At 42.6% G+C, this 24,210-nt stretch carries 17 protein-coding genes; 10 read left to right on the top strand and 7 right to left on the bottom strand.

Features of this window, described 5'->3' with window-relative positions; genetic code table 11:
* Window positions 1–77: 77 nt before the first annotated feature.
* Together VIM89_RS13515 and VIM89_RS13510 are read right to left on the bottom strand one after the other, a co-directional pair.
* Window positions 78–2,861 (bottom strand): 2-oxoglutarate dehydrogenase E1 component, encoded by a 2,784-nt coding sequence (locus tag VIM89_RS13515; protein WP_488156692.1) that lies wholly within the window; start codon window positions 2,859–2,861, stop codon window positions 78–80.
* 207 nt (window positions 2,862–3,068) lie between these two features.
* A complete protein-coding gene (locus VIM89_RS13510; protein ID WP_488156691.1) occupies window positions 3,069–4,358 on the bottom strand; it encodes a DASH family cryptochrome in 1,290 nt (429 codons plus the stop codon).
* Window positions 4,359–4,574: 216 nt separating this feature from the next.
* Between VIM89_RS13510 and VIM89_RS13505 the strand changes: the two genes are divergently transcribed.
* The 7 genes from VIM89_RS13505 (at window position 4,575) to VIM89_RS13475 (ending at window position 10,963) form a co-directional block, all read left to right on the top strand.
* Complete coding sequence (locus VIM89_RS13505; RefSeq protein ID WP_488156690.1) at window positions 4,575–5,234, top strand: TetR/AcrR family transcriptional regulator; 660 nt, start codon at window positions 4,575–4,577, stop codon at window positions 5,232–5,234.
* A gap of 37 nt (window positions 5,235–5,271) precedes the next feature.
* Window positions 5,272–5,982: an HAD family hydrolase gene (locus VIM89_RS13500; RefSeq protein WP_488156689.1), complete on the top strand. Its 711-nt coding sequence runs from the start codon at window positions 5,272–5,274 to the stop codon at window positions 5,980–5,982.
* The gene (locus VIM89_RS13495) at window positions 5,948–7,291 is read left to right on the top strand and encodes an ABC1 kinase family protein (protein ID WP_488156688.1); all 1,344 of its coding nucleotides are present in this window, start codon (window positions 5,948–5,950) and stop codon (window positions 7,289–7,291) included. The genes VIM89_RS13500 and VIM89_RS13495 overlap by 35 nt, the downstream gene beginning before the upstream one ends.
* A 106-nt stretch (window positions 7,292–7,397) precedes the next feature.
* Complete coding sequence (locus tag VIM89_RS13490; RefSeq protein ID WP_488156687.1) at window positions 7,398–7,709, top strand: Dabb family protein; 312 nt, start codon at window positions 7,398–7,400, stop codon at window positions 7,707–7,709.
* A gap of 67 nt (window positions 7,710–7,776) precedes the next feature.
* Window positions 7,777–8,703, top strand: coding sequence for an NAD(P)H-binding protein (locus VIM89_RS13485; RefSeq protein WP_488156686.1), 927 nt, complete (start codon window positions 7,777–7,779; stop codon window positions 8,701–8,703).
* A 30-nt stretch (window positions 8,704–8,733) separates the two neighbouring features.
* Complete coding sequence (locus VIM89_RS13480; RefSeq protein ID WP_488156685.1) at window positions 8,734–9,657, top strand: TIGR01777 family oxidoreductase; 924 nt, start codon at window positions 8,734–8,736, stop codon at window positions 9,655–9,657.
* Window positions 9,650–10,963 carry a cryptochrome/photolyase family protein gene (locus VIM89_RS13475; RefSeq protein ID WP_488156684.1) on the top strand — a complete coding sequence of 438 codons (1,314 nt, stop codon included), beginning with the start codon at window positions 9,650–9,652 and terminating at the stop codon, window positions 10,961–10,963. The genes VIM89_RS13480 and VIM89_RS13475 overlap by 8 nt, the downstream gene beginning before the upstream one ends.
* A 4-nt stretch (window positions 10,964–10,967) precedes the next feature.
* Here the strand turns inward: VIM89_RS13475 and VIM89_RS13470 are convergent, their stop codons facing one another.
* The 4 genes from VIM89_RS13470 to ggt all read right to left on the bottom strand — a co-directional run bounded on the left by VIM89_RS13470 (window position 10,968) and on the right by ggt (window position 14,863).
* Complete coding sequence (locus tag VIM89_RS13470; RefSeq protein ID WP_488156683.1) at window positions 10,968–11,900, bottom strand: FKBP-type peptidyl-prolyl cis-trans isomerase; 933 nt, start codon at window positions 11,898–11,900, stop codon at window positions 10,968–10,970.
* A gap of 7 nt (window positions 11,901–11,907) precedes the next feature.
* On the bottom strand, window positions 11,908–12,405 hold the full coding sequence (locus tag VIM89_RS13465) for an FKBP-type peptidyl-prolyl cis-trans isomerase (protein ID WP_488156682.1): 498 nt from the start codon (window positions 12,403–12,405) through the stop codon (window positions 11,908–11,910).
* A 144-nt stretch (window positions 12,406–12,549) separates the two neighbouring features.
* Window positions 12,550–12,990 carry a MarR family winged helix-turn-helix transcriptional regulator gene (locus VIM89_RS13460; RefSeq protein ID WP_488156700.1) on the bottom strand — a complete coding sequence of 147 codons (441 nt, stop codon included), beginning with the start codon at window positions 12,988–12,990 and terminating at the stop codon, window positions 12,550–12,552.
* A gap of 154 nt (window positions 12,991–13,144) precedes the next feature.
* Window positions 13,145–14,863, bottom strand: a complete 1,719-nt coding sequence (gene ggt / locus VIM89_RS13455; protein ID WP_488156681.1) for a gamma-glutamyltransferase — start codon at window positions 14,861–14,863, stop codon at window positions 13,145–13,147.
* Window positions 14,864–15,082: 219 nt separating this feature from the next.
* Between ggt and VIM89_RS13450 the strand changes: the two genes are divergently transcribed.
* Entirely contained in the window at window positions 15,083–15,589 is a 507-nt protein-coding gene (locus tag VIM89_RS13450) for a hypothetical protein (RefSeq protein ID WP_488156680.1), read from the top strand.
* Window positions 15,590–15,670: 81 nt separating this feature from the next.
* On the opposite strand, the gene VIM89_RS13445 is transcribed toward VIM89_RS13450, so the two are convergent.
* Window positions 15,671–19,402, bottom strand: coding sequence for a S8 family serine peptidase (locus VIM89_RS13445; RefSeq protein WP_488156679.1), 3,732 nt, complete (start codon window positions 19,400–19,402; stop codon window positions 15,671–15,673).
* A gap of 287 nt (window positions 19,403–19,689) precedes the next feature.
* Between VIM89_RS13445 and VIM89_RS13440 the strand changes: the two genes are divergently transcribed.
* A complete protein-coding gene (locus VIM89_RS13440) occupies window positions 19,690–19,887 on the top strand; it encodes a hypothetical protein (RefSeq protein WP_488156678.1) in 198 nt (65 codons plus the stop codon).
* Between the two features lie 485 nt (window positions 19,888–20,372).
* Window positions 20,373–24,185, top strand: coding sequence for a putative Ig domain-containing protein (locus VIM89_RS13435; protein WP_488156677.1), 3,813 nt, complete (start codon window positions 20,373–20,375; stop codon window positions 24,183–24,185).
* Window positions 24,186–24,210: the final 25 nt, after the last annotated feature.

Here is a 24,210-nt window from a genome sequence, read left to right as displayed (position 1 = left end):
TGTGACGTTTTACGTTCTACGCTTTTATTAAAAGTCAAAAATCTAACGTATAACGTACAACGCCATACGTGTAACAATTAATTCGCAGCCACTGCTTTCTCTGTTGCTTTCTTAGCAGGCTTACCCGTTGGCACATCAAATGCTTTAGTAATGATATGCAACTGCTGCGCCTGGTGTTGTTTTGCAAAACCGGTAGCTGTACTGCTGCCTTCATTCCGTGAGATCACATCCAACTGCAATTCGCTCTTGCGGAATTTGCGGCACATATATGGCCATGCACCCATGTTCTCTGGTTCTTCTTGTGCCCAGATAAAATCGGTAGCCTTGTTATACTTCGCTTTTATCTTCATCAACTGCTGGTCGGGTGTTGGATATAATTGCTCTACGCGAACAATGGCTACATCTTTGCGCTGATCAGCCTGCTGTTTCTCCAGCAATTCGTAATAAAGTTTACCGGAGCAGAACAATACACGTTTTACTTTTTTAGCATCTGCATAAGTATCGTCGATCACTTTCTGGAACTTGCCTTCGGTGAAATCTTCCAATGGAGATACACATTTTGGTGCGCGCAGCAAGCTCTTTGGTGTAAAGACGATCAACGGCTTACGGAACTCACGGTGCAACTGACGGCGTAATACGTGGAAGAAATTTGCCGGGGTGGTACAATTAACCACCTGGATATTATCATCTGCACAAAGCTCCATAAAACGTTCGATACGCGCTGATGAATGCTCAGGGCCCTGACCTTCATAGCCGTGAGGCAACAACATCACCAAACCATTGCCACGCTGCCATTTGGTTTCGGCGCTTGCTACATATTGGTCGACAATGATCTGCGCTCCGTTGAAGAAGTCACCAAATTGCGCTTCCCATATGGTCAATGCATTAGGATTTGCCAGGGCGTAACCGTATTCAAAACCTAAAACACCATATTCTGACAACAATGAATTATATATGCTGAATTTCGCTTGTGTATCTAACGTATCGAGCGGAGTATATTCATCTTCTGAGTCAACCAGTGTTAAAACAGCATGCCGATGTGAGAATGTACCACGTTTAACGTCTTCTCCACTTAAACGAACCGGGTGGCCTTCTTTCAATAAAGTACCATAGGCTAACAACTCGCCCATTGCCCAATCGAAAATGTGGGTATCATTTACCATTTTGCCGCGCTCTTCAAACAGTTTTTCTATCTTTTTGAAGAACTCCTTGCCTTTTGGCAACTCGGTTATTTTTTTGCCGATGCTCAATAGTTCATCTTTGGATACTGCTGTATTTACCGGTGCCGAAAAATCTGTATCGGTAGCCAGGTGTAATCCTTCCCATGCTCCTGCGAACATTGGAATAGTGTCGGTAAATCTATCTGCGGCTTTTGCTTCATTTAATTTTTCCTGCAGCACATCGCGGAAGCTTTTTTCCATCGCAGCGCCTTGTTGGGCATCGATGGTTCCCTGTGCCAGCAATTGCTGATAATAAATATCGCGAGGGTTCGGGTGAGCTTCAATCGCTTTGTATAACAATGGCTGAGTGAATTTAGGCTCATCCGACTCGTTATGACCGTAACGACGGTAGCACAAAATATCAATGAACACGTCATCGTGGAAAGTCTGCCTGAATTCCATTGCCAGGTTGACCACGTAAACCAAGGCTTCAACATCGTCACCGTTCACATGGAATACCGGCGACAATACCGTTTTTGCGATATCGGTACAATAGGTGCTTGAACGAGCATCCTTAAAGTTTGTAGTGAAACCGATCTGGTTGTTAATCACCAAATGGATGGTACCACCAGTACGGTAACCTTCCAGTTTTTCCATTTGCAGCACCTCATACACAATGCCCTGGCCTGCTACAGAAGCATCACCATGGATCAGTATCGGAGCTATTTTGGTATGATCTTCACCGTATTTAAAGTCGATCTTCGAGCGAGTAAGACCCTCTACCACCGGGTCAACTGCCTCGAGGTGTGACGGGTTAGGGCAAAGGCTCAAATGAACGTTTTTACCGGTATTAGTAGTTACGTCGGTTGAGAAGCCGAGGTGATACTTTACGTCGCCACCAAAACCGGCTTCCGAATCATAGTTTTTACCTTCAAACTCAGAGAATATCTCTTTGTAGGTTTTTTCCATGATGTTGGCCAGCACGTTCAGACGACCGCGGTGCGCCATACCGATCACAAATTCCTGTATGCCCAGCTCGGCACCTTTCTGTATTACTGAATCCAGCGCAGGGATCAATGATTCTGCACCTTCTAATGAAAATCGTTTTTGTCCGAGGAACTTTGTACCAAGGAAGCTTTCGAAAATTACCGCCTGGTTCAGTTTGTCCAGCATTTTCAGCTTTTCTTCTTTGGTAAAAGAAGGCGTATTGCGGCGGCTTTCCATGCGGTCCTGGAACCATTTTATTTTTATCGGATTGCGGATGTACTTATATTCAGCACCTATCGACTGGCAATAAGTCTGCTCCAGCACATCGCGAATATCACTCAGTTTAGCCGGACCAAGGCCCAATTCCACCCCGGCGTTAAACACGGTGTCTAAGTCAGCGTCACTCAATCCAAAAGTTTCAAGCTCTTTACCGGGGAAGTATTTACGGCGTTCGCGAACAGGGTTTGTTTTGGTGAACAGGTGCCCGCGCGAACGGTAACCGTCGATCATGTTCAGCACATTGATCTCTTTTAAAAAGTGCTCCGGAGTTTCTTCTCCCAAAGCTACCTGAACAGGCGTTTCACGACCAAAATCGAACCCTTCAAAGAATTTTTGCCAACCAAAATCTATCGATTCAGGGTCTTGTTTGTATGTTTCGTATAGAGAATTGATGTAGGCAGCGTTGCCGCTGTTAATATAATTTAGGCGATCCATTTGAATACCAATCTTAAAGATGGTACAAATCTAAGCATATCGCTTTAGAAACTTGGTAATTTATTTATAAAACTTAACTAATAGTACGTAAAAAAGGTGATTTTTTATTAAAAAGCACATTATGAGCTCAGAAAAGCACTTTTAAATATACCGAATGGTATTAAATCGCTCATTTCTAGACAGCTTGATAAACTTTTGTGAATAAAATCAGACTTGTTCAGCAAATACTTCAGGAAGCCAGGTGCTGATGTATTGGGTATGCAAATCCAACTCGCTTATTTGTTTGGGCGATAAGAAATAACGGGTATCTTTCGGGTCGTGTTCTACACCTGCTACAAATGCCCAGTTGCCCAGGTTGCTGGCAGGTGAATAGTCGATCAATTTTTCTTCAAAGTAAGCTGCGCCCATTCTCCAATCTACTTTCAATTCGTGGGCAAGGTAAACAGCTACAGCCTGACGGTTATCATTCGGGATATAACCAGTAGCATTTAGTTGGCGCATACTGGCATCGACAAACGGAACGCCGGTATTACCTGTTTTCCATTTCTCAAACAGTTCTTCCTGGTTTGAGGAGATGTCTTCAGCTATATCCTTAAACCTTTCAGCGCTATAAAATTGCTTGCCATGCTTTTTGAACATAAAGCGGAAATAATCGCGCCAAAACAGCTCGAGCACTAATGGTTGATTTGAATTAGGACTTCCATGAGTTGCCTCGCGGTATACCCAACGCATAGAAAGGCAACCTAATGATATCCATGCTGATAATCTCGAAGGATGATCACTATGCTTAGCTCCTTTTGCTGCAATTAATGGCTGACTTGCTACGTATTGCTCCAGGTGCAACAAGCCTGTCGATTCACCACCTTCATAATGAAAATCGCTTCGAGGATCGTCGATTGACTCAGTCAAACCTAAATCAACAAGCGTTGGAATATTTCCCGAATCTGTTATTGCAGGTGTAGGAATCTGTTCCGGTGTTTCGATACAAGGACGAACCTGGCTATCGCGTTCTACTTTCTTTTTAAATATCGAAAAGCTATCAGGAATATCTTTGATTGGGAAAGGCAGGTCTTCTTTATGATATAAGGTATGCCCGATGAAGTGTTTCAGGTTGAGTTTGATCTTCCACAAAGCCGCCTCTACTTCTTCCGATATCTGCGTTTCCTCAAAAGCTACTTCGCGGTGGTGATAAACTTCTGATACCTCATATTGCTGTGCCAGTTGTGGAATGATCTCAGCCGGGTTGCCTATCTTAACGATCAAGTCACCACCGAGCTTTTTCAAATTGTTGCGCAGATCAGCCACAGACTCAAGCAAAAACTTAGCTCTGATATTGCCAGTTTTCAATAAACCCAGCTCAGTAGTTTTGAAATAAAAAGGATCAAAAATGTATACGGGGAGCACTTTATCGGCCTTGCGGGTAGCCTCAAACAATATTTCGTTATCGTGAACGCGAAGATCGTTTCTGAACCAAACTAATATTGTTTTTTCACTCATTGTACTTTCCCTGCTGGTTAGGGTAGGCTAACTGACCTACAAATTTGCAATAATTTACGGCTTTAACCTAATAACCGCAAATTATTTGACGTCAGGCAAACATTTATCCCATTAAAACTATCTGGCCAAAATCATCGTTATTTATAGATAATTATGACATTTTATCGAATTAGTTGTCCTAATTTTATCCGTTAATTCATTCATAATAAAATCATCATGGCTACCACTGAAAGCATCAAAAAGGCGTACATTGATTATGTACTCACCCAGGGAGAAGAGCCTAAATCGGTATATATTTTCGCCAAAAAAAATAAAATGACGGAGGCCGAATTTTACACACACTTCGGATCATTTAAGGCATTAGAGCAAAATATCTGGGCTGGCATAGCCGAAAAAACGCTAACCGAAATCAAAGGCCAGGAGGTTTGGGCGCAGTATTCGGCTCGCGAAAGGGCCTTGAGTTTCTTCTACGCATTTTTCGAATTGCTAAAGCAACAGCGAAGCTTCGCCGTATACTGTTTGGAAAAACAACCTAAAGGGATAACCACGCCGGTTGTGTTTGCTGAGTTACGGACTGTTTTTGAAAACTTCTGCACCGAGATATTAAATGAAGGTTTGGAGTCAGGTGAGTTATCCGACCGTAAATTCTTTAGTAAACGATATAAAGATGCGCTTTGGGTTCAGCTCGGTTTTATCCTGCATTTCTGGATCAATGACAGCTCAGCCGGATTTGAAAAGACCGATGAAGCTATTGAAAAAGGCATCAATGTTACTTTCGACCTGTTTCAGCGTTCACCTATCGATAACCTGTTTGAGTATGGCAAGTTTTTAGCCAAGAACGGGGGAATCGGCGAAAAAATGGGCTTTGGAGTATAGCGCAAGCCTCACCCAACCCTCTCCAAGGGAGAGGGCTTTGAATGGGACTAAAGCAGAGGTTACATTTGCCTGCATTTTTGATATGGATGGCACACTGATTGATAACACGCCATTCCACTTTATTTCATGGCAGGCGCTTTTCAGGAAATACCACAAAGGGGAACTAAGTCGGCACACTTATTATACTGAAATAAGTGGTGTGCCGATCATAGAAACACTGAGAAGAATTTTTGGCGAAGATCATAACGATGCAGGCTTGAAAGAATTGCTTCGCGAGAAAGAAGAGTTTTACAGGCAGGAATATGCGCCACATTTGGTCGCAATCAAAGGTCTTGAAAGTTTTTTGGCTGAATTGAAAAACGATGGTGTAAAAATGGCCATGGCTACTTCGGCCACAGTGGAAGACATTGATTTCATTTTAAATAAAATACCTATCCGCGATGATTTTAACGAGATCGTTAACTCATCAATGGTGAAAAAACCTAAGCCCGATCCGCAGATATTTTTAAAAGCTGCCGAATTATTGAATATAGCACCTGAAAGATGTGTGGTGTTCGAGGATTCATTAGCAGGAATAGCAGCGGCAAATGCTGCAGGGATGAAGGTGGTTGGCATCACGACCGGGCATCCGGCTGATGAGATACGTTCAGTTGTGGATATTGTGATCGATGACTATACCACCCTAACTCCGGCGAACCTGGCAGCGTTATTTAATGAAGAGGAAGAAGATGAACGGGAATCAGCCTAAAGAGCAAAACAGCATACCGACCAGCAAAGTAGAACGGTCGGCCAAATTTGTAAAAACGGGGTTTAAGATTGGTGGTAATTATATCAAGCACTATTCTAAGAAGCTATTCAATCCTGATCTGGATAAAACAGAATTGAACGAAGATAATGCAGCCGATATTTACGAATCCCTAAGCGAGCTAAAAGGCAGCGCACTAAAGGTTGCCCAAATGCTGAGCATGGATAAAAACCTGCTGCCGCAGGCTTATGTAGATAAGTTCAGCCAGTCGCAATATAATGCGCCACCATTATCAGGTCCCCTGATCGTACAAACTTTCAGGAAATACTTCGGCAAAACTCCGGATAAGATATTCGATAAATTCAATATCCATTCGTCCAATGCAGCTTCGATTGGCCAGGTGCATCAAGCCGAATTGAATGGTAAAAAGCTGGCTATTAAAATTCAATATCCTGGCGTTGGTGATTCCATTTCGTCCGATTTGAAAATGGTAAAACCCATTGCCTTCAGAATGCTGGGCATGAGCGAAAAGGAATTGGACGTATATATGAAAGAAGTAGAAGAGCGTCTGCTTGAGGAAACCGATTATGAACTGGAAGTTCGCCGTTCTATTGAGTTTTCCAAAGCTTGTTCGGTGCTTGATAATGTAGTGTTTCCTGAATATTATCCAGAACTTTCCAGCAAACGGATCATCACGATGGACTGGCTGGAAGGAAAACACTTGCGCGAGTTTTTAAGGACTAACCCATCGCAGGAATTGCGTGATCGCATCGGTCAGGCATTGTGGGATTTTTATAATTTTCAGCAGCATGAGTTGCGTGCCGTGCATGCCGACCCGCATCCGGGTAATTTCATGATCACTTCTGATGGCAAGCTGGGCATCATTGATTTTGGTTGTATTAAAGAAATGCCGGATGACTTTTATTATCCGTTCTTCTCGCTTACGTCGACCGGTTTGATGAACAATAAGGAAGAAACAATCAAAGCTTTCCGTCAACTGGATATGATCCATGATGATGACACGCCTGCGCAAATTGAGTTCTACTATAAAATGTACCGGCAGATGATCGGCCTGTTTGCCAAGCCTTACATCAGCGATCATTTTGATTTCGGGCAGACTGCATTTTTTGATGAGCTTTATGGTTTTGGCGAAAAAGTATCCAAAATGCCTGAATTTAAACAGGCGCGAGGTGTGAAGCATTTTATTTATGTGAACCGGACTAATTTCGGATTATATAATATCCTCCATGAGTTAAAGGCGAGAGTAAAAACGGATACTTATAAGCCGCATGTGATAGAACATTTTGCTTGATCAGCATATAGATTTGACAACTTTTTGAAAGTTGTCAAATCTTTCAAAGCAAACCATCAAATCTTAACGAATTTATTCCCATCTTTCAGCCTTAAAACTGATACTTATGTTCCTTCACAACACTTTCGTTCATCACGTACATTTCTGGCTAAAAAACAAAGAAGATAAAGCAAAATTGATTGAGGGTCTTGAAACCCTCATTCCTATCACCCATATCCGCGATATGCATATCGGCGTGCCTGCTGATACCAACCGCGATGTGATCGACCGCTCCTACGATGTCTCCCTGTTATTATTATTTGATGATCTGGAAGCAGAAGAAGCTTATCAGCACGACCCTGTACACGTAGTTTTTGCAGAACATTATGCTAAGGTGTTATGCTCCAAAGTAGTGGTATCGGATAGTATAAATACGTGATTGCGGTTTTTACGTATTAAATCCAAAATCATAAAAAACACCTTGAACATTTTATTGTTGCAGATGTATGAAGGTGTTGCTTGCGGGTGCTAACAGTTACATCGGTACACATTTGATCCCTATATTGCTTGAAAAGGGGCATGATGTGGTATGCCTTGTACGCGACAAAAATCATTTTCTGAATCATCATCCCAATGCTTACGCTTTAACCGTATTGGGCGGTGACCTGTTGCGCCGTCAAAGCATTGATCCTTTACCTGAGGACATTGACGCAGCTTGCTATCTTATTAATACTTATACCCAAACCTCTGAGTTCAGCGCTTTAGCTGCATTATCTGCTCAAAACTTTATGGAAGTGATTGCCCCAACCAATTGCAGACAGGTAATCACACTAAGCGATATTAACGATAAAGCAAGCGGTAATTCGCGACTGAACGTAGAAGGAATCTTACATGGTGGCAAACCGGCGCTGACCGTATTAAATACATCCATGATTGTAGGCCAAGGCAGCGCTGCTTTGGAAATGTTTAATACACTGATCTCAAAAACACCTGTTGTGATTCCGCGCACATGGATAAAAACGCGCATCCAACCAATTGCGACGAACGATGTATTGCAATATATCGAGCGATGCCTGTTAAACAGTGCTGCTTTTAACCGGAAATTCGATATTGGTGGTCCCGAGGTGTTAACTTTCAAACAAATGATGTTGATTTATGTGGCTACACACGCCAAGTCAAAACCTGATATTGTTATTTTACCTTTTTTAACCTCTCACCTGTCGTCTAACCTGCGTAATACGCTGACACCGTTAAGCTTTCCAGAGGCACAGCGTCTGATAGAAAACCTGAAACATGATTGCGTGTGCCGTGAAAATTCTATAAGTGAAATAGTTAAAGTACCGTGCCTGACTTTTAAACAGGCGGTAAAAACCGGAGATGAAATATCCGGCGCAGGAAGTTTACAAAGTGCCCCCCTTGTAAGATCAAACTGAATATAATTAAGTATTTTACGGGGAGCAATTATGAGCGGACGAGTACAAAACAACAACCATATTCTTATCACGGGCGGTACAGGCATGATTGGCCGTTTAGTTACTGACGAACTATTAAATCGCGGTTATTCGGTAAGTCATCTTAGCCGCAAGCCAGGCAATAATCCTAAAGTAAAAACTTATTTGTGGGATGTTTATAAGGGAGATATCGATGAGAATTGCCTCGACGGCATCGGTGCTGTACTGCATTTAGCGGGAGAAAATATTGCAGCCAAGCGTTGGACCGAAAAACGCAAAAAAGAAATCATCGATAGCCGCACCAAATCCATTGAGTTGATCTATCAACTCATAAAAAGTAAACCCAACCAGGTTAACACTATCATTTCAGCATCGGCAATTGGTTATTATAGCGACCGGGGCGATGAACTGCTTACGGAAGATAGCCCACCTAATAATGATTTTATGGCGCAATGCTGTATTGAGTGGGAGGAAGCAGTAAACAAAGGCAAGGAACTGGGTTTAAGAATACTTAAATTCCGTACAGGGGTTGTGTTGAATAAAAATGAAGGCGCTTTGCTGGAAATGGGGAAACCTATAAAACTCGGCTTTGGTGCTCCACTGGGCAGCGGCAGGCAATGGATACCCTGGATACATTGGCAGGATGTGGTGGATATGTATTTGTATGCCATTGAAAAAATCAATCTGTCAGGCGTTTATAATATGGTGGCGCCCAATCCCGTAACCAATAAACAGTTTACAACTGTATTAGCTAAGCAATTACACCGGCCCGTATGGCCTATAAATGTTCCATCATTTGTATTCAAGTTATTGATGGGTGAAATGAGCACTATTGTATTGGGAAGTACGCGTGTTTCTGCGGAGAAGATTGAAAGGGATGGGTTTGTTTTTAAGTATCCTGAACTAATTGATGCATTAAAGGGAATATATGGATAAATCACCCATCAACATCTTCTGGTTTCGACGAGATCTGCGTCTGCACGATAATGCCGGATTGCATCGTGCATTGAAAAGCAAAAACCCGGTACTATGCTTGTTTATTTTTGACCGTGAAATACTAGACAAATTACAGGACAAGGATGATGCCCGTGTCACCTTTATTTATCAAACCATTGAAAATCTGGATAAAGAATTAAAGAAACACGGCAGCGCATTACTGGTCAAATATGATAGAGCCGAAGAAGCCTGGGATGAAGTTTTAAAGGAACATCATATTGAAACAGTTTACACCAATCATGATTATGAACCCTATGCCAAACAGCGCGATGAAGCTATAGGCGAAAAACTAAACAAACATCATATCGAGCTTAAAACCTATAAGGACCAGGTAATTTTTGAAAAGGACGAAATCGTGAAACATAACGGTGAGCCCTATATTGTTTATACTCCTTATAAAAACAAATGGTATCAGAAGTTGAATGATTTTTATCTTAAATCTTATCCAACTGAGAAATATTTAAAGAATCTTTATAAACATGCGGGTTTTTCTATTCCATCATTAAAGTCAATGGGGTTTGAAAAAAGCGAAAGGAAGTTTCCAGATCAAGACTACGAAGGAATTATAAAAGATTATGCCAAAACCCGTGATTTTCCGGCGATAAATAAGGGGACTACACATATCGGTCTGCACTTAAGGTTTGGTACGGTGAGCATCCGCGACCTGGCACGCAAAGCCAACCAGCAGCATGACAAAACCTGGCTGAACGAACTGATATGGCGCGAGTTTTATATGATGGTTTTGTATCATTTTCCTCATACTATGGATCATGCGTTCAAGCCGGAGTATGACCGTATTAAATGGGAAAACAACGAAGAACAATTCAAGGCATGGTGTGATGGTAAAACCGGATACCCGTTGGTTGATGCCGGTATGCGGGAGTTAAACAACACCGGTTACATGCACAACAGGGTACGGATGGTGGTCGCCAGCTTTTTAAGTAAGGACTTATTAATTGATTGGCGCTGGGGCGAACATTACTTTGCCCAAAAGCTGTTAGATTATGAGATGGCTAACAATGTAGGCGGATGGCAATGGACGGCAGGATGCGGTACGGATGCAGCACCCTATTTCCGGATATTTAATCCTGATTCGCAGCTAAAGAAATTCGACCCGGAATTGAAATACATAAAAAAATGGGTTCCAGAGTATGCTGATCCCAGCAAATATCCAAAACCCATTATCGATCATGCTTTCGCCCGCGAACGCTGTTTGAAAGCGTTCAAAAGAGCATTGGCAAAATAACTTACTAGTTGTTAGTTATAGACACATTAGTCATATCCCACCTTAAACACTCATTTGCCGGTACTCCGTTGCCGTTACCACCGGTGCCATAGGCAAGGGCAGAAGGGACAATTATGGAGATGCCGCCCGCGCCTCTTCCTAATATCTTCAGACCCTCCTCAAAACCTGCAACCCACTTACCTACCCCAAAATCGTTAAATGTAGCGACTGTTGTTGCGTAAGTATTGTTAGGATCAGGATTAGTATTATTCATCAGGTATAGGGAATAGTTCATAGTAACTATAGAATTAACGTTAAAATAGTTAGGCCCTGTAGGTACAGTGGTAATTTTATACCATAAACCATCTGCCGTCTCCGTGTATCCGGTCAGGTTGTAAGCCGCCATATAATTTTTGATCACCAACTGATCATACGCCGCCTGATCAGCAATTGCGTTAACTGTAATATCCAGGCATTGATTACCACCGATACGGCCATTAGTCAATGTAATACTTCCGGTACCGGCACCATTTTTACCGTATGCCAAATGCGACGGCACCAGCACACGCATTTTGCCGCCGTTATATTTCAGATTGTTTTTAACAGCCAGCATTAATCCATTGGGTACAATATGTCCCAATACGCCATAAAAGTGATTAAGAGCAGTATCGGTTACTGAATATTTACCATCAAATGTACGGATGGTATATACATAAGAAATGGTGCTAGGATAATTTAATGGTTTTGTTGCATCTCCGGGTTGAAGTATTTGATAATAAGTTCCGGTTGTGTCGCCCATCGTAGTATCCCTTAACATACCGGTCAGTCCGTTGGCAGCGATATAGCTCTGAATTTGTTGCTGATCGTATTGTTTGATATCAGGGTCATTATTGATCTTGCGGCACGATACACAGCATACAACTGACAGTAACAAAAGAGTAAAGAATTTAAGTTTCATCTATATTTTAGTTCGTTATATTATAAACCCGGATATTGAAATCGAGTATGGCATTGGCAGATAATTTGTAGTCCGCCTGCGGATACGGCCCGTAAGCATAGCGCGAAGGTACAAGCAAGCGTATAAGACCGCCCCTGTGCACTTTAGGTATACCTAACTGCCATCCCAATATCACCTGACTCAATTGATATGAAGGGTGAAAATTGTCAGTCTCATAAAATGGCGTTGTTTGCCCCAGCACCCTCGCTGTATCCCCCACTGTCACGTATGTTGATGATGTGTAAAGGTCATTCCCCTGCCCTGGCTCTAACAGAACATAATACACGCCGCACGTATCCGAAACCTTTTGCGCTATACCTGCCAATCCATTTGCATCTATGTACTGCTTCACAATGTTATCATCAATGGTCGCCTGTTTCTTATATTGTGCCAAACCAGTTTCTTCTTTTGAACATCCCGCCACTACGCAGCAAATACATACTATTGGTAACAGCCACTTACTCATTTGATTTCAATCGGCAAATTTATTGTTTTATTATTCAAAAACGACAGCTTAACACTTTTTAACAATTAGTGTATTCTCAATTTTGCAGCCGGTATTAATTAACGCTGCTTTTTGAATTTAATTTTAGGTGATCGGGCACTCTTTTCAGGAGTTTTCGGGCTTATAATTAATGGTAAGCTGATTAATCTTTTTGAGCATTTGAGTGAGATAGTCCCGGTCCTGCTCATTAATATGTTTGTTCAGGTAGTTATTAAATTGTTTTACCACCACGCGCGCCAGATGGCGTTTTTCCCTGCCCAGGTCAGTAAGGTAAATTTTAACCGAGCGTTTATCTCCCTGGTTTGATTCGCGGTAGATCAATCCCGATTGCTCTAATTGGTTCAGCATACGCGACAAGCTCGTCGATTTTAATCCCAGCAAAGCGGCGGCCTGCGAAACGGTAGTGCCCTCTTTTTCATCGATGTTGATCAGCAGGTAACCTATGGATTGGGTAATGCCAAACTCCGTAACCAATTGGTTATACCGGTTGGCCATAGTTTGCCAAACTATTTTTAAAAAATAGTCTATCGTTTCCTGGTGTTTTATATGCTGGGGCATGACTGGCAAACATACTCTACGTGCGTCTATTATGCAAATTTAGTTGGCAGTCGGGCAGTTTGCAGTGCGCGGTTGGCAGTATGCAGTTAAACTTCTAATTTAAATTCTTGTGCCAACTGCAAACTAATAACTGCAAACTGACTCACCACCCCAACTTCGTATCATCGCCCCTCGGATCCGCTCCGCCTTCATAGTAGTTCCATTTGGTTTTGAGGATGGCATCCACCCGTCCGCTCGGGCCGTGATCGACAATCTTATAACCCTTTTGCTCCAGTTTGGCACGACTTACGCTATCAATAGCGCCCTTTTCAATATCCACTTCATCAGGCAGCCATTGGTGATGGAAGCGTTTTGAACTCACCGCCTGCTGCATACTCTGGTTAAACTCGATCACGTTTAAAATGGTCTGAAATACAGAAGTGATAATAGTTGATCCACCCGGCGTGCCCACTACCATAAATAATTTGCCGTCCTTCTCGAGGATGGTCGGTGTCATAGATGATAACATCCTTTTATTGGGTTGAATACTGTTAGCCTTACCCCCTACCAGGCCAAACATATTTGGTACTCCGGGTTTTGAACTAAAATCGTCCATCTCGTCATTCAGCAAAAAGCCTGCGCCTTTTACAAATATTTTTGACCCGAATGAGTTGTTCAATGTTGTTGTAATGGATACCGCATTGCCATCCCTGTCGACTATAGAATAATGTGTGGTCTGATCACTTTCATAACCCATTATCTTTCCCGGTTGAATAGTTGAGCTTGGCGTAGCTTTATCCCAGGCAAAATTGCTCATCCGGTCGGCATTATATTCGGGTCTTAGCAGGCTATCAACCGGCACTTTATAAAAATCCGGATCGCCCAGATATTTAGAACGATCGGCATATACCCTGCGCTCGGCTTCTACCATCAATTGCACTGTCGAATCCCGATTATAACCCCATCTGCTTAATGGATACCTTTCTACCGATTGCAACAATTGCAGCAAAGCCACGCCACCACTTGATGGCGGCGGCATAGTAATTACTTTATAGCCTTTATAAGTTCCTGTCAATGCATTCCTCCAAACTGAATGATAATTCTGGAGATTAGTTTTGGTGATCAATCCTTTACCGCCTTTCATCTCGTTCACGATATGATCAGCCACTATGCCTTCATAAAATCCGTCCCTGCCTTTATCGCGTATCTGCTCCAGTGTTTTTGCAAGGTCTTCCTGAACTAATAAATCTCCTTCTTTCCATCCATCGTCTCTCAATAAATAATTTACGCCGGGATTCAGCTTTTTAAATTCATTACCGGCACGATTGAGATCATTAGCCAGGCGTTTGGTTATCTTGAATCCGTTCCTGGCCAGATCGACTGAGGGCTGTACCAGGTCGGCCCACTTCAAACGACCATATTTGCGATGTGCCTCAACCATCCCATCAACTGATCCCGGAACGCCAGATGACGCATGCGTTGAAATGCTCATCCCCGGAATTACATTTCCTGCTGAGTCGAGATACATATTCTGACTAGCGCCTGCCGGGGCTTTCTCTCTAAAGTCCAGCGTATTGGTTTCGCCTTTGGCAGATCTGAATACCATAAAACCGCCTCCGCCTATATTACCGGCTTCAGGATGGGTAACTTCCAGTGCGAACTGAACTGCAACAGCCGCGTCTACAGCATTTCCTCCCTTTTTCAATATATTCAATCCCACTTGTGCTGCATCCGGGTAGGCGCAAACCACCATACCGTTGTGATATTCATCGCTTATATTTTGCCCAAGCGTGCCCCGTGCACAATTTGAAAAAATGAAGAAAAGTGATATTAGTGTGGGCAGAAGCAGGTATCGTCTATTGCTGTTTAGGAAGTAATGCATAACTGGTTATTGAGTTGCCTAATTTACCCGAATTAAAATAAAAATCAATTGAATAAAAGTTGAGCAAAACAAGCTGTCAGAAAGCTAATTGTAGCAATAAAGTTACATTTGAGTGTAATTATTACAATTTTTATGATTGATAGTCAAACAAATATGAACTTGTATGTGTTCAAGCGGAAAATAAACATAAAAAACTCGCGTTCTTTGCAAGAAACTTCTATGAAAAAAACAGTCTACTTTTTATTTGCTCTTACTCTATTTGTATTTGTCAGTGCCGAATCTAAAGCACAGCAATACAAACCCAATTACGAATTTGCATTAGGACTAAAGTTTGGAGGATATGAGAATGGCATTGCCGGAAAATACTTCCTGGACAATTCCACATCACTGGAGGGTATACTTGGCTTTCGTTCTCACGGGGCGGTGGTTACCGGTTTGTATGAATTGAACATAAATGCTTTTGATACCCCGGGACTTCAGTTTTATTATGGAGCGGGTGCTCACGTTGGCGCAGTAGGCGCCGGTGTATATAAAAGATTCGGCGGTACTAATGATTATTATAGCAGCGGCCAGGTATTATTAGGTATTGATGGCGTGGTAGGTTTGGAATATGTTATTCCCAATTCCCCAATTGCTGTTAGCCTTGACCTGAATCCAAGACTTGAGCTTACGGGAGGCCCGTTTGTTGACCTTGCCCCCGGACTTGGTATAAAATATACTTTCTAACAGAACTAACAGCTACTAATTACTAATTGATTTAACTGCAGAAGGCCGGTTGTGAAACCGGTCTTTCTGTTTTATATGAGGTTATTTTACGATAACGATCTTCCTGGTATATAATTTAGAATTGTAGAATAATCTCAATATATAATTGCCCGGAGCAAGTTTACTTACATCGATCAGCGTGCTGAAATTACCGCCGGTCAGCACTTCTTTATCAGTATACTCATTTTGACCAATCGCGTTGATCAATGCCAGATTTACATTGACATCTGATTTTGCGGCGAACAAAACATTCAGCAATGTATTAGCCGGATTAGGAAATACCGTGAGGCCGATATCATTTTCTCCCGGATTTTCGGATAAAATCACGTAAGCAAAATTGTCCGACTGCGCCACGCAACCATTAGACAGTGTGACGTAGACCTGGTAATTACCACTTCTCGCAGGTGAATAGGTTTGCCCGGTAGCCCCTGCAATAGCCACCCCATTTAAGTACCATTGGTTATTATCCGAAGCGCTTGAACTGAGTGTCGTACCACTTTGTGTGATCACAGGTTTGGTAACCGGAACCGCCTGCCGTGAAGCCGACGCGCAGCCCGGGCTTTTCAACTGTATATCATAAAAATAGTAGTAGAAGCTTTTATAATACGTAGTATCCGTTCCTGACGTAGCCGTATTACCGGTTATGCCAAACACATCACCCACTTTAAACGGATAACCACTGACTCCACCATTACTGCGATAGATGGTCGCCGTATTATCATAGGTAGCGCTGATACTGTAATTCCCAGCTGCGGGCAACAATAAATTGAGATTATATACCTGCCCCTGATCATTAGGGTCGTCGTCCTTAGCTCCGGGTGATGGATTGGTGGCTGTTGCTACTGCATTAATTGTTGTTGTAGAAACAATCTCACCGCTCGAATCGGATACATTAAAAGTTATTCTTCCCGAATTGCCAATATACAATCGCGCGCTTTCGATCACAACAGGTATGCGTGTATATACATTTATTTCAGGCGTAAACTGGTTATAACCACCTGTTGTAAATACATTTTTGGTAGCAGGCCCTACAGTTCCGCTATAATCATTCAAACCCACATAGTAGTTATTATTTACAGGCGCATCGGTTGTAAGCACGGTTGAACCATAGGCAAACGGATAGAGGTCATTACTATTCTTATACCACAAAAGCTCACCATCACCGGCACCTGACAATAAATAAGCATTGGCAACATTGCAATAATTGGCTGACAAGTCAGTGGCAGTTGGCGAATTATCGATCACAACGGTATCCGTTATCGCATTATTAGCCGGAACAAGATCACCCGTAAGATTAGCCGTTGCGGTTATAATATAAGTTGATCCCGAAGTAATGTTAAATACATTATTAAAAGTGAAATTATCCTGCGTCAATGGCGCAAGCGAAGCAGTATACGTTTGGTTAAAGGTGGTAACGGTATTATCCGGGGCAGTAATTGTTACCGTGATAGGTATATTGTTAATAGCCTGACTACCAAAGTTTTTGATAGTGACAGTTACCGGTGTGGGTCCGGAACAATTGCCGCCTGATGAAGGGTTAACCACGGCAATTATACCTGCATCAAGGCTGGTCGGTAAAAACTGAACGCGATAATCCTGCGTTTCACCTTTAGCATAAGTACCGCAGGGGCTTATGACCGATGAATCAGAAGTTTCTTCTAACACGACGCGCATCAGGCTAAAATTTCCAGGAACCACAGTGGCAGGTACAGTGATATTAGTCGTATAAGTACCTGTCCCATTCATTATATTGGTTGTAGCGACCAGTTCGTTTGCATCGAAAACGCCATTGCCGTTCCAGTCGATATACACCCTGGCTGCTTTATTAAAATTGGCTCCGCATGTGCCCAGAGTAAGGCTTAATGGATAAGTTTTATTTTGCTCAAGCTGGATAGTTAAATTGGTATAATCCGAATAAGTGGTACAGCCAGCCGGCGGCGTATTATTGATATTGGATAAAGAGACATTATTGATGCGCGAGTCGGCATTGGAAACCGGTGTTGATGCACAATAAGCACTTCCGCCTATACCCGTAACAATAAGCGAGTAAGCCTGCGGGCCTGATACCAGTGTGCCCTTGTGCGATACTTTTATAGTATACATTCTTCCGGGAATCGCCCCGGCTACATACACCTGCTCCACGTTGTCCCGGATGTTATCTCCGGTTACAGCTGCTGCTGACGGGTGGTCAGGATCGAGCACCCAGGGCATATACGTGTTTGTTCCGTCGCTTATTCTTATATCCAGGTCGTTCACCAGTTTAGGGGTACGGTCGTTTATAGTTCCGTCAGGGGTTATCGTACCTGCTGGATCAGTCCAGCATATGGTAGCAACCAGGGGCCCATTGCCCGAAGCAACAACATTAAGTGTTTGAGTTGTGCCTTGCGCTAAAGTATTTTCTTTGATCCGGCTTTTGGTGCCGTTATCGGTGATCGCTTGCGCTGCCATCTTCATATCCAGCAAGCCCCATCCGTAGATATAATCAGGGCCAATGTTCCCTGCATCAAAAGCTGTATGGCAAGCCAGTCCTTTTAAAGTAGCAGCCTTCATAAAGGCGCCTGAATTTTTTTGAGCATAATACTCCTGCAACAAATACAACGATCCGGTGATATTCGGTGCAGCCTGCGAAGTGCCAGACAAGGTAATATAGCTGGTAGTGCTGCTCGCCCCTGTTGAAAGGACATTCAATCCATTTCCTACCAGGTCAGGTTTTATACGGCCATCATCTGTAGGCCCCCAACTGCTGAAATATGCCGTCGTAATACTTTGAGAATTAGCTGGACCATAAGGCAGAGGATTCACAGCGCCAACCGTCAATATGTTTTTTGCATTTGCCGTGCTGCTGATACAATCGTACCCATTATTACTGCTGATGCTGTCAGGACGCGGCCCTTTATCTACAAAAGTCTGATCGCTTGCGCTTTTATAACCATAATAGTCCTGGCCCACTGCCGGACCGGTACTACCACGTGCGTTTCCGGCTGCTTCTACAATAAGATAATAAGGTGCATTATAAGCTATCTGATCAAACGCCTGGGTATGATCGCCATAAAAGCCAAAGGTATAATCAACTGTATCTCCCGGGATGCCGTACCATTCCCAGCGGTTAAAGCCATCATCAAAAACCCATCCACCCAGTTCGCCATACGAATGGTTTGAAAGCAGTAAACCTGACGCTGCCTTGCTCATTTCGGCCACATCATTATCAAAATCGTACGAATAAAGCGTTGATGCATTAAAGGCCATACCTTTTACAGGAGGATATACACCTTTTGCCATCATCGTCCCGGCCACGTGCGTAGCATGATCGATGATAGAAGAGGTATCGGCAATAGTGATGGTTTTTCCGCTAAACTCCTGATGAAACCTATAAACTGCACCGCCATCCCATATAGCAATCTTATTATTTAAAGACGCACTTGAGCCGGATAAATTAAGTCCCAGGCTACCACCGGGCTGAACCGTATTGGTACTGGTAGTAGCTGCAGAGATCACATTATCATCAGTAGTAAAATAAATAGGGAAGCCGCGTTTGTTTACGCCCTGTAAAACCTGGATACCGCCCTTTTTTGTTTTGCGTCGAATTATCCAGTTGTGGCTTTTGGCAAATGAAATGGCTTGTTGCTGATTTTTGATAAATGCAGAACCCGACCTTGCAGAAAGTGCATCCAGTTCCTTCTTTTTATCGGCCGGCACTAAAGGCTGCTGACAAAATGCTGTGCCAGCAAGAAGCGATAATAAACCACCGAGCAATAACGAGTAAATTTTTCTCATTTACCTCCTATAATAAGCAGTGCCATAGCCGATAAAAATATGCTTTTTAAACCTAATGCAACGGAATAGTTATTAACCAGCCGATGTTTATATCACCTATTCGCCTTATCAACCCGCATGCTCACTACAAACTCGTTTATGATAATTAATACCAGATTTTGATGGCCTGGTTTTTGACGAATAAAAATTGTATCCAAAACAAATTAAAACCGTATAAAGCAGGCGATACAGTATAAATTATGATTATAAAAATAAAACTGTATCTTTGAGGTAGACAGATCATTTCGATGAAATTAAAAACCGCATTCATTACAATTTTAATATTATTGGCGAGTACAATACATACATTCGCACAAGTATTACCTTGCGGTGGCGACGACCCGGATGCGACTTGCCCATTAGATACCTGGGTGATTGCATTGGTTATTGCGGCATCCTTTTTTGCTGCTGTCAAATTATATCGCAGAAAGAAATCGGTTTTGTAACCCACCCTTTATTTATTCTTTCCTAAACTATCTGGTCAACAGATACCTTGCTTGTACTCTTATTTCCAAATGCCTACAAGCAATCAACACATTGTCAATGCATTATAAATTAACCAGCAAAACAATTACATTAACTTTTATTGTAATTCCTGATAACCAAACAGACATTTGTTAATAATTAATAATTATTACCTAAACTATTTATTAACAGATAGTTCCTTTTAAGCAACCCTGTTTTTCACGAAAAAAAGAGGATGTGGGGAATACTCCCCAAACTGCGGCATCCGAATACCCATTATTCCCCAAAAAACAAGAGCTTTTTATTTGACTTAAAATGAGTTACAACAAATTTTATCTGCGCCTATGCTATTGAAAACGGCGAAAATGGACATACATAAGTGGTTTGAAGCAAGTTGATGCATGGTTATTGTATATGGGTAAACCACCAAGTTAATTATAAGTTATTGATATTAATCCGAAATGCCGTGAAAAAAAGTTTATTTACTATCCTAAACCTCGTATTTGCTTTACTTTCCTTGACAGCTTTTGGCCAGGCGCCAATTATTTCATACACCCCAAACAGCGCTACGCTTACTGCAGGTACCGCCATGACACCGATGACACCCGCCAACTCCGGAGGTACTGTAGCTCAGTTCGGTTATGGTGCTGGCACTAACGTAACGGGAAACGCAGGGTTGAATTTTCCTTATGGCGTAGTTACAGATGCTTCCGGAAACGTTTATGTAGCCAACTATGGTGTTGACAAAAAAACCCTTGGTTCCATCAGTAAATACAATCCAACTACCAACACATGGAGCACTTTTGCTACACCTGCATCATTACCGGGGGGCCTCAATACCATATCTAACCCAGCCGGGATAGCTATTGATAACTCAGGCAACTTGTTTGTATTGAACTATCAAAGAACAAATAATGGCAATGGTAATAACAATGGCAATGCTTATGTATCAGAATTTAATTCTGCCGGTACTTTTATAGGTATTATCGTGCAGGGTTTAGGAACCGCCAACGGCATCTCGATCAACAGCACCAATGGGAACCTTGATATTGCAGAAGGAAGCTACAATACCGGCAACAAACAAATAGCTGAATATACAACCAGCGGCTCTTTGAATTTTACAATCAGCAATACCAACATATCAAACCCGGTGAATGTCGCCACAGATGGTTCAGGGAATATTTACGTGTTAAACAACACCCCGAACAAGGTGGTTAAATTTTCAAGTACCGGAACTTATATTTCAACGCTTATAACCACCGGCTTAACTAATCCTTACGGTCTTTATGTTGATGGTTCAGGAAACATCTATGTCAGTGATTCTGCCAATGGCACAAATACCATTAAAATTTACAATGCGTCAGGCACTTTCTTAACATCGATAAATGGCCTTACCAACCCGCAAGGCCTGGCCACTGACAGTAAAGGCAATTTGTATGTATCAGATTACGCCAATAATACTTTAACCCAATATGGCGCAACAGGCGGATGGTTCATCAGCGGAAAGCTACCGGCAGGTTTAAGTTTTGATTATACTACCGGCACCATTAGCGGCACCCCGACTGTAGCATTCACTTCTAAAACTTATACCATTACTGCATACAATGCAAGCGGCAGCAGCAGCACTACGGTAACACTTTCATGCAATGCCAGTACTGTATTACCTACTATAACCTACAATCCATTCTCGGTAAACGTTTATACTACTAATGCGAATATAACCACGCTTACGCCTACTGTAACCCATATGAGCAGTCCTGCGGCAGGCCCTTTTAGTTATAGCATCAGCGGCATATTACCTACAGGTCTGGCGTTTAGTACAAGCACAGGTCAAATATCGGGTAAGCCAACAGCTGTGCAGGCGGCGACCTTATATACCATAACGGCTACCAACGGTACAGGAAGTGCCACTACAACCATTAGTATTGCAACGGTAATAGCTGACTACTGGCTAGGATTTACCAGTGCAGACTGGAACGATGGCACTAACTGGAGCACAGGTGCGCCGCCAACTGCTACCGGCTATGCAAGTATCGGTGAGTTCCCTTACACAGGTAGGAAAGCAGAACCTACAATAGGTAGTACAACACTAACACCGCCGTATGCTATAACTGTTGCTTACCTGACATTCGGCGCTAACCACCCCCCTACAATGACGATTGCAAGCGGAGGATCTCTTACTATTAACAATATCCTTACGATAAATGACAACGCTGCGCCGGTAATTACCGGGACAGCAAGCGTTGGGTACGGAAATGTTTACATGGCTCCAACTTCGGTTGTGAACGTAGCCGGGGCAGGTGTATTAACTATCAACCCGGGGCTCGGTTTTACGCTGCAATCTAATGCAACAAGCTCAGCAGCAGTAGACCAGATAACCCAGGGATCGATAGTTGGGAAAGTGAGCGTGGAGCGTTATTTATCAGCACAGCGCGGTTATCGCCTTTTAGCTTCGCCAGTAAATTATACAGGCGCTGTTGATGCCAATGGGAACCTGGTTTACAGCCTGAATTATGTAAAGAACTCAGCTTATATAACCGGAACAACTCTGGCCGCCGGCGGATTTGATGTGTCGTCAACCGTAACCACCACGTCAGAAAACCCTTCGCTATATATATTCCGTGAAGATGTGCCAGTAAGTAATGTAAGTTTCATCAGCGGCAACTTCCGCGGCATAAGCAATATTATAAATGCACCAACATACAGCCTGAACAATGAAGCCTCGACATACACTATTCCGGCAAGTAACGGCTTCCTGTTCTTTTTCAGAGGAAACAGGACAAGTGGTACATTCGACGACGAAACTAAAACAACCTTTACTGCTACAGCTGCTACATTAACCGCCACCGGCTACCTTAACCAGGGGCAAATCATTTTCAGAGACTGGTACACGCCATCGTCTACAGCACCGGGTTATTCTAATTCCAACCCAATTGTCCAGGGTTTTAACCTGGTTGCAAACCCATATGCTTGCACCATTGACCTGGATACCTACAATACAACTACAACAACCAGTGGCATATATACTTCTAACATGTCGCAGTTTATTTATGAGTTGAATCCAAATACCGGAAATTATGATAGTTATCAGGCTGGTTCTGCAGGTAATATTTACACCAATAATGGCGGTAGATATATAGTAAGCGGACAGGCCTTTTTTGCACTTGCATCAAATACCGGCGGGGAGCTGATCTTTAACGAAACTGCGAAATACGCCCTGCAGCAGGTAACATCACCAAAGCTTTTTATGACCTCGAAGAATGCAATGAAGAACCTTGCTGTCGTAGCCACTCCGCAACTTTTACGCCTGGAAATGGCTTTGGATACAGTGAATAAAGATAATATAATGATATTGTTCGACAGTAACTCCAAACCAGGTTATGTTTTCAATGAAGATGCTCTTTACAAAGTAGGTTCCGGTAAAGTAAACTTAGGTAGTATATCTACTGATAATCAGGTTCTGGCTATCAATAGGCTTCCATTGCATAACGAGCTTATTATTCCGTTAAAGGTGGGCTCGAATGCTTACAGCACCTATACATTGAATTTAAAGGATATTCAAGGTGTTCCGCAAATGTATGATATCTGGCTGAAGGACGCTCTTACCGGTGATTCGGTAAACATGCGCTCTAATCCAAGTTATACATTTTCTATCACTTCTGATACCGGCAGCTACGGCGCTCACCGCTTTACACTGATTATGCGTCAGAACCCGGGGCTTGCTTACCACCTGCTTAACTTTACTGCAACCAAAGCAACCGGAAAACAGGTTCAGGTTAACTGGACGACTGAGAATGAAGGTGATTATACAAACTTTACCGTAGAAAGAAGTACCGATGGCGGTGCAACCTACACTATAGTTGGCGATGTGCCTGCAACAGGTACAGGCGCGTATGGTCTGCTTGATAAATATCCAGGCGACAATAACCTGTATCGCCTCAAACAGGTGGATATAAATAATACGATCACATATTCTTCCATTATCCCTGTAAACTTTGACACTCAAAGCAATCCGGTTGCTAATAACAGTGTGAATATTTACCCTAATCCGGCTACCAGCACCGTAACTACATCAGTAAATGCAGCGGTGAACGATAAAAACCCAGTTTATAAATACACCATTACAAACAATTATGGTTTAGTTGTAAGACAAGGCACCTCCCCTCAGGCAAACTGGCAAACCTATATAAATGACTTGTTGCCAGGAACCTATATTATACAGGTAACTAATAACAAGGACAAATCATTTGTAGGTCAATCGAAACTTGTGAAATTATAAGCGGCCAATCTCACAAATCAGAATT

It is taken from the genome of Mucilaginibacter sp., from assembly GCF_036568825.1.
Taxonomy (GTDB): Bacteria; Bacteroidota; Bacteroidia; order Sphingobacteriales; family Sphingobacteriaceae; genus Mucilaginibacter.
The sequence above is the reverse complement of the archived record's forward strand: the minus strand, read 5'-3'. Positions and strand labels throughout refer to the sequence as shown.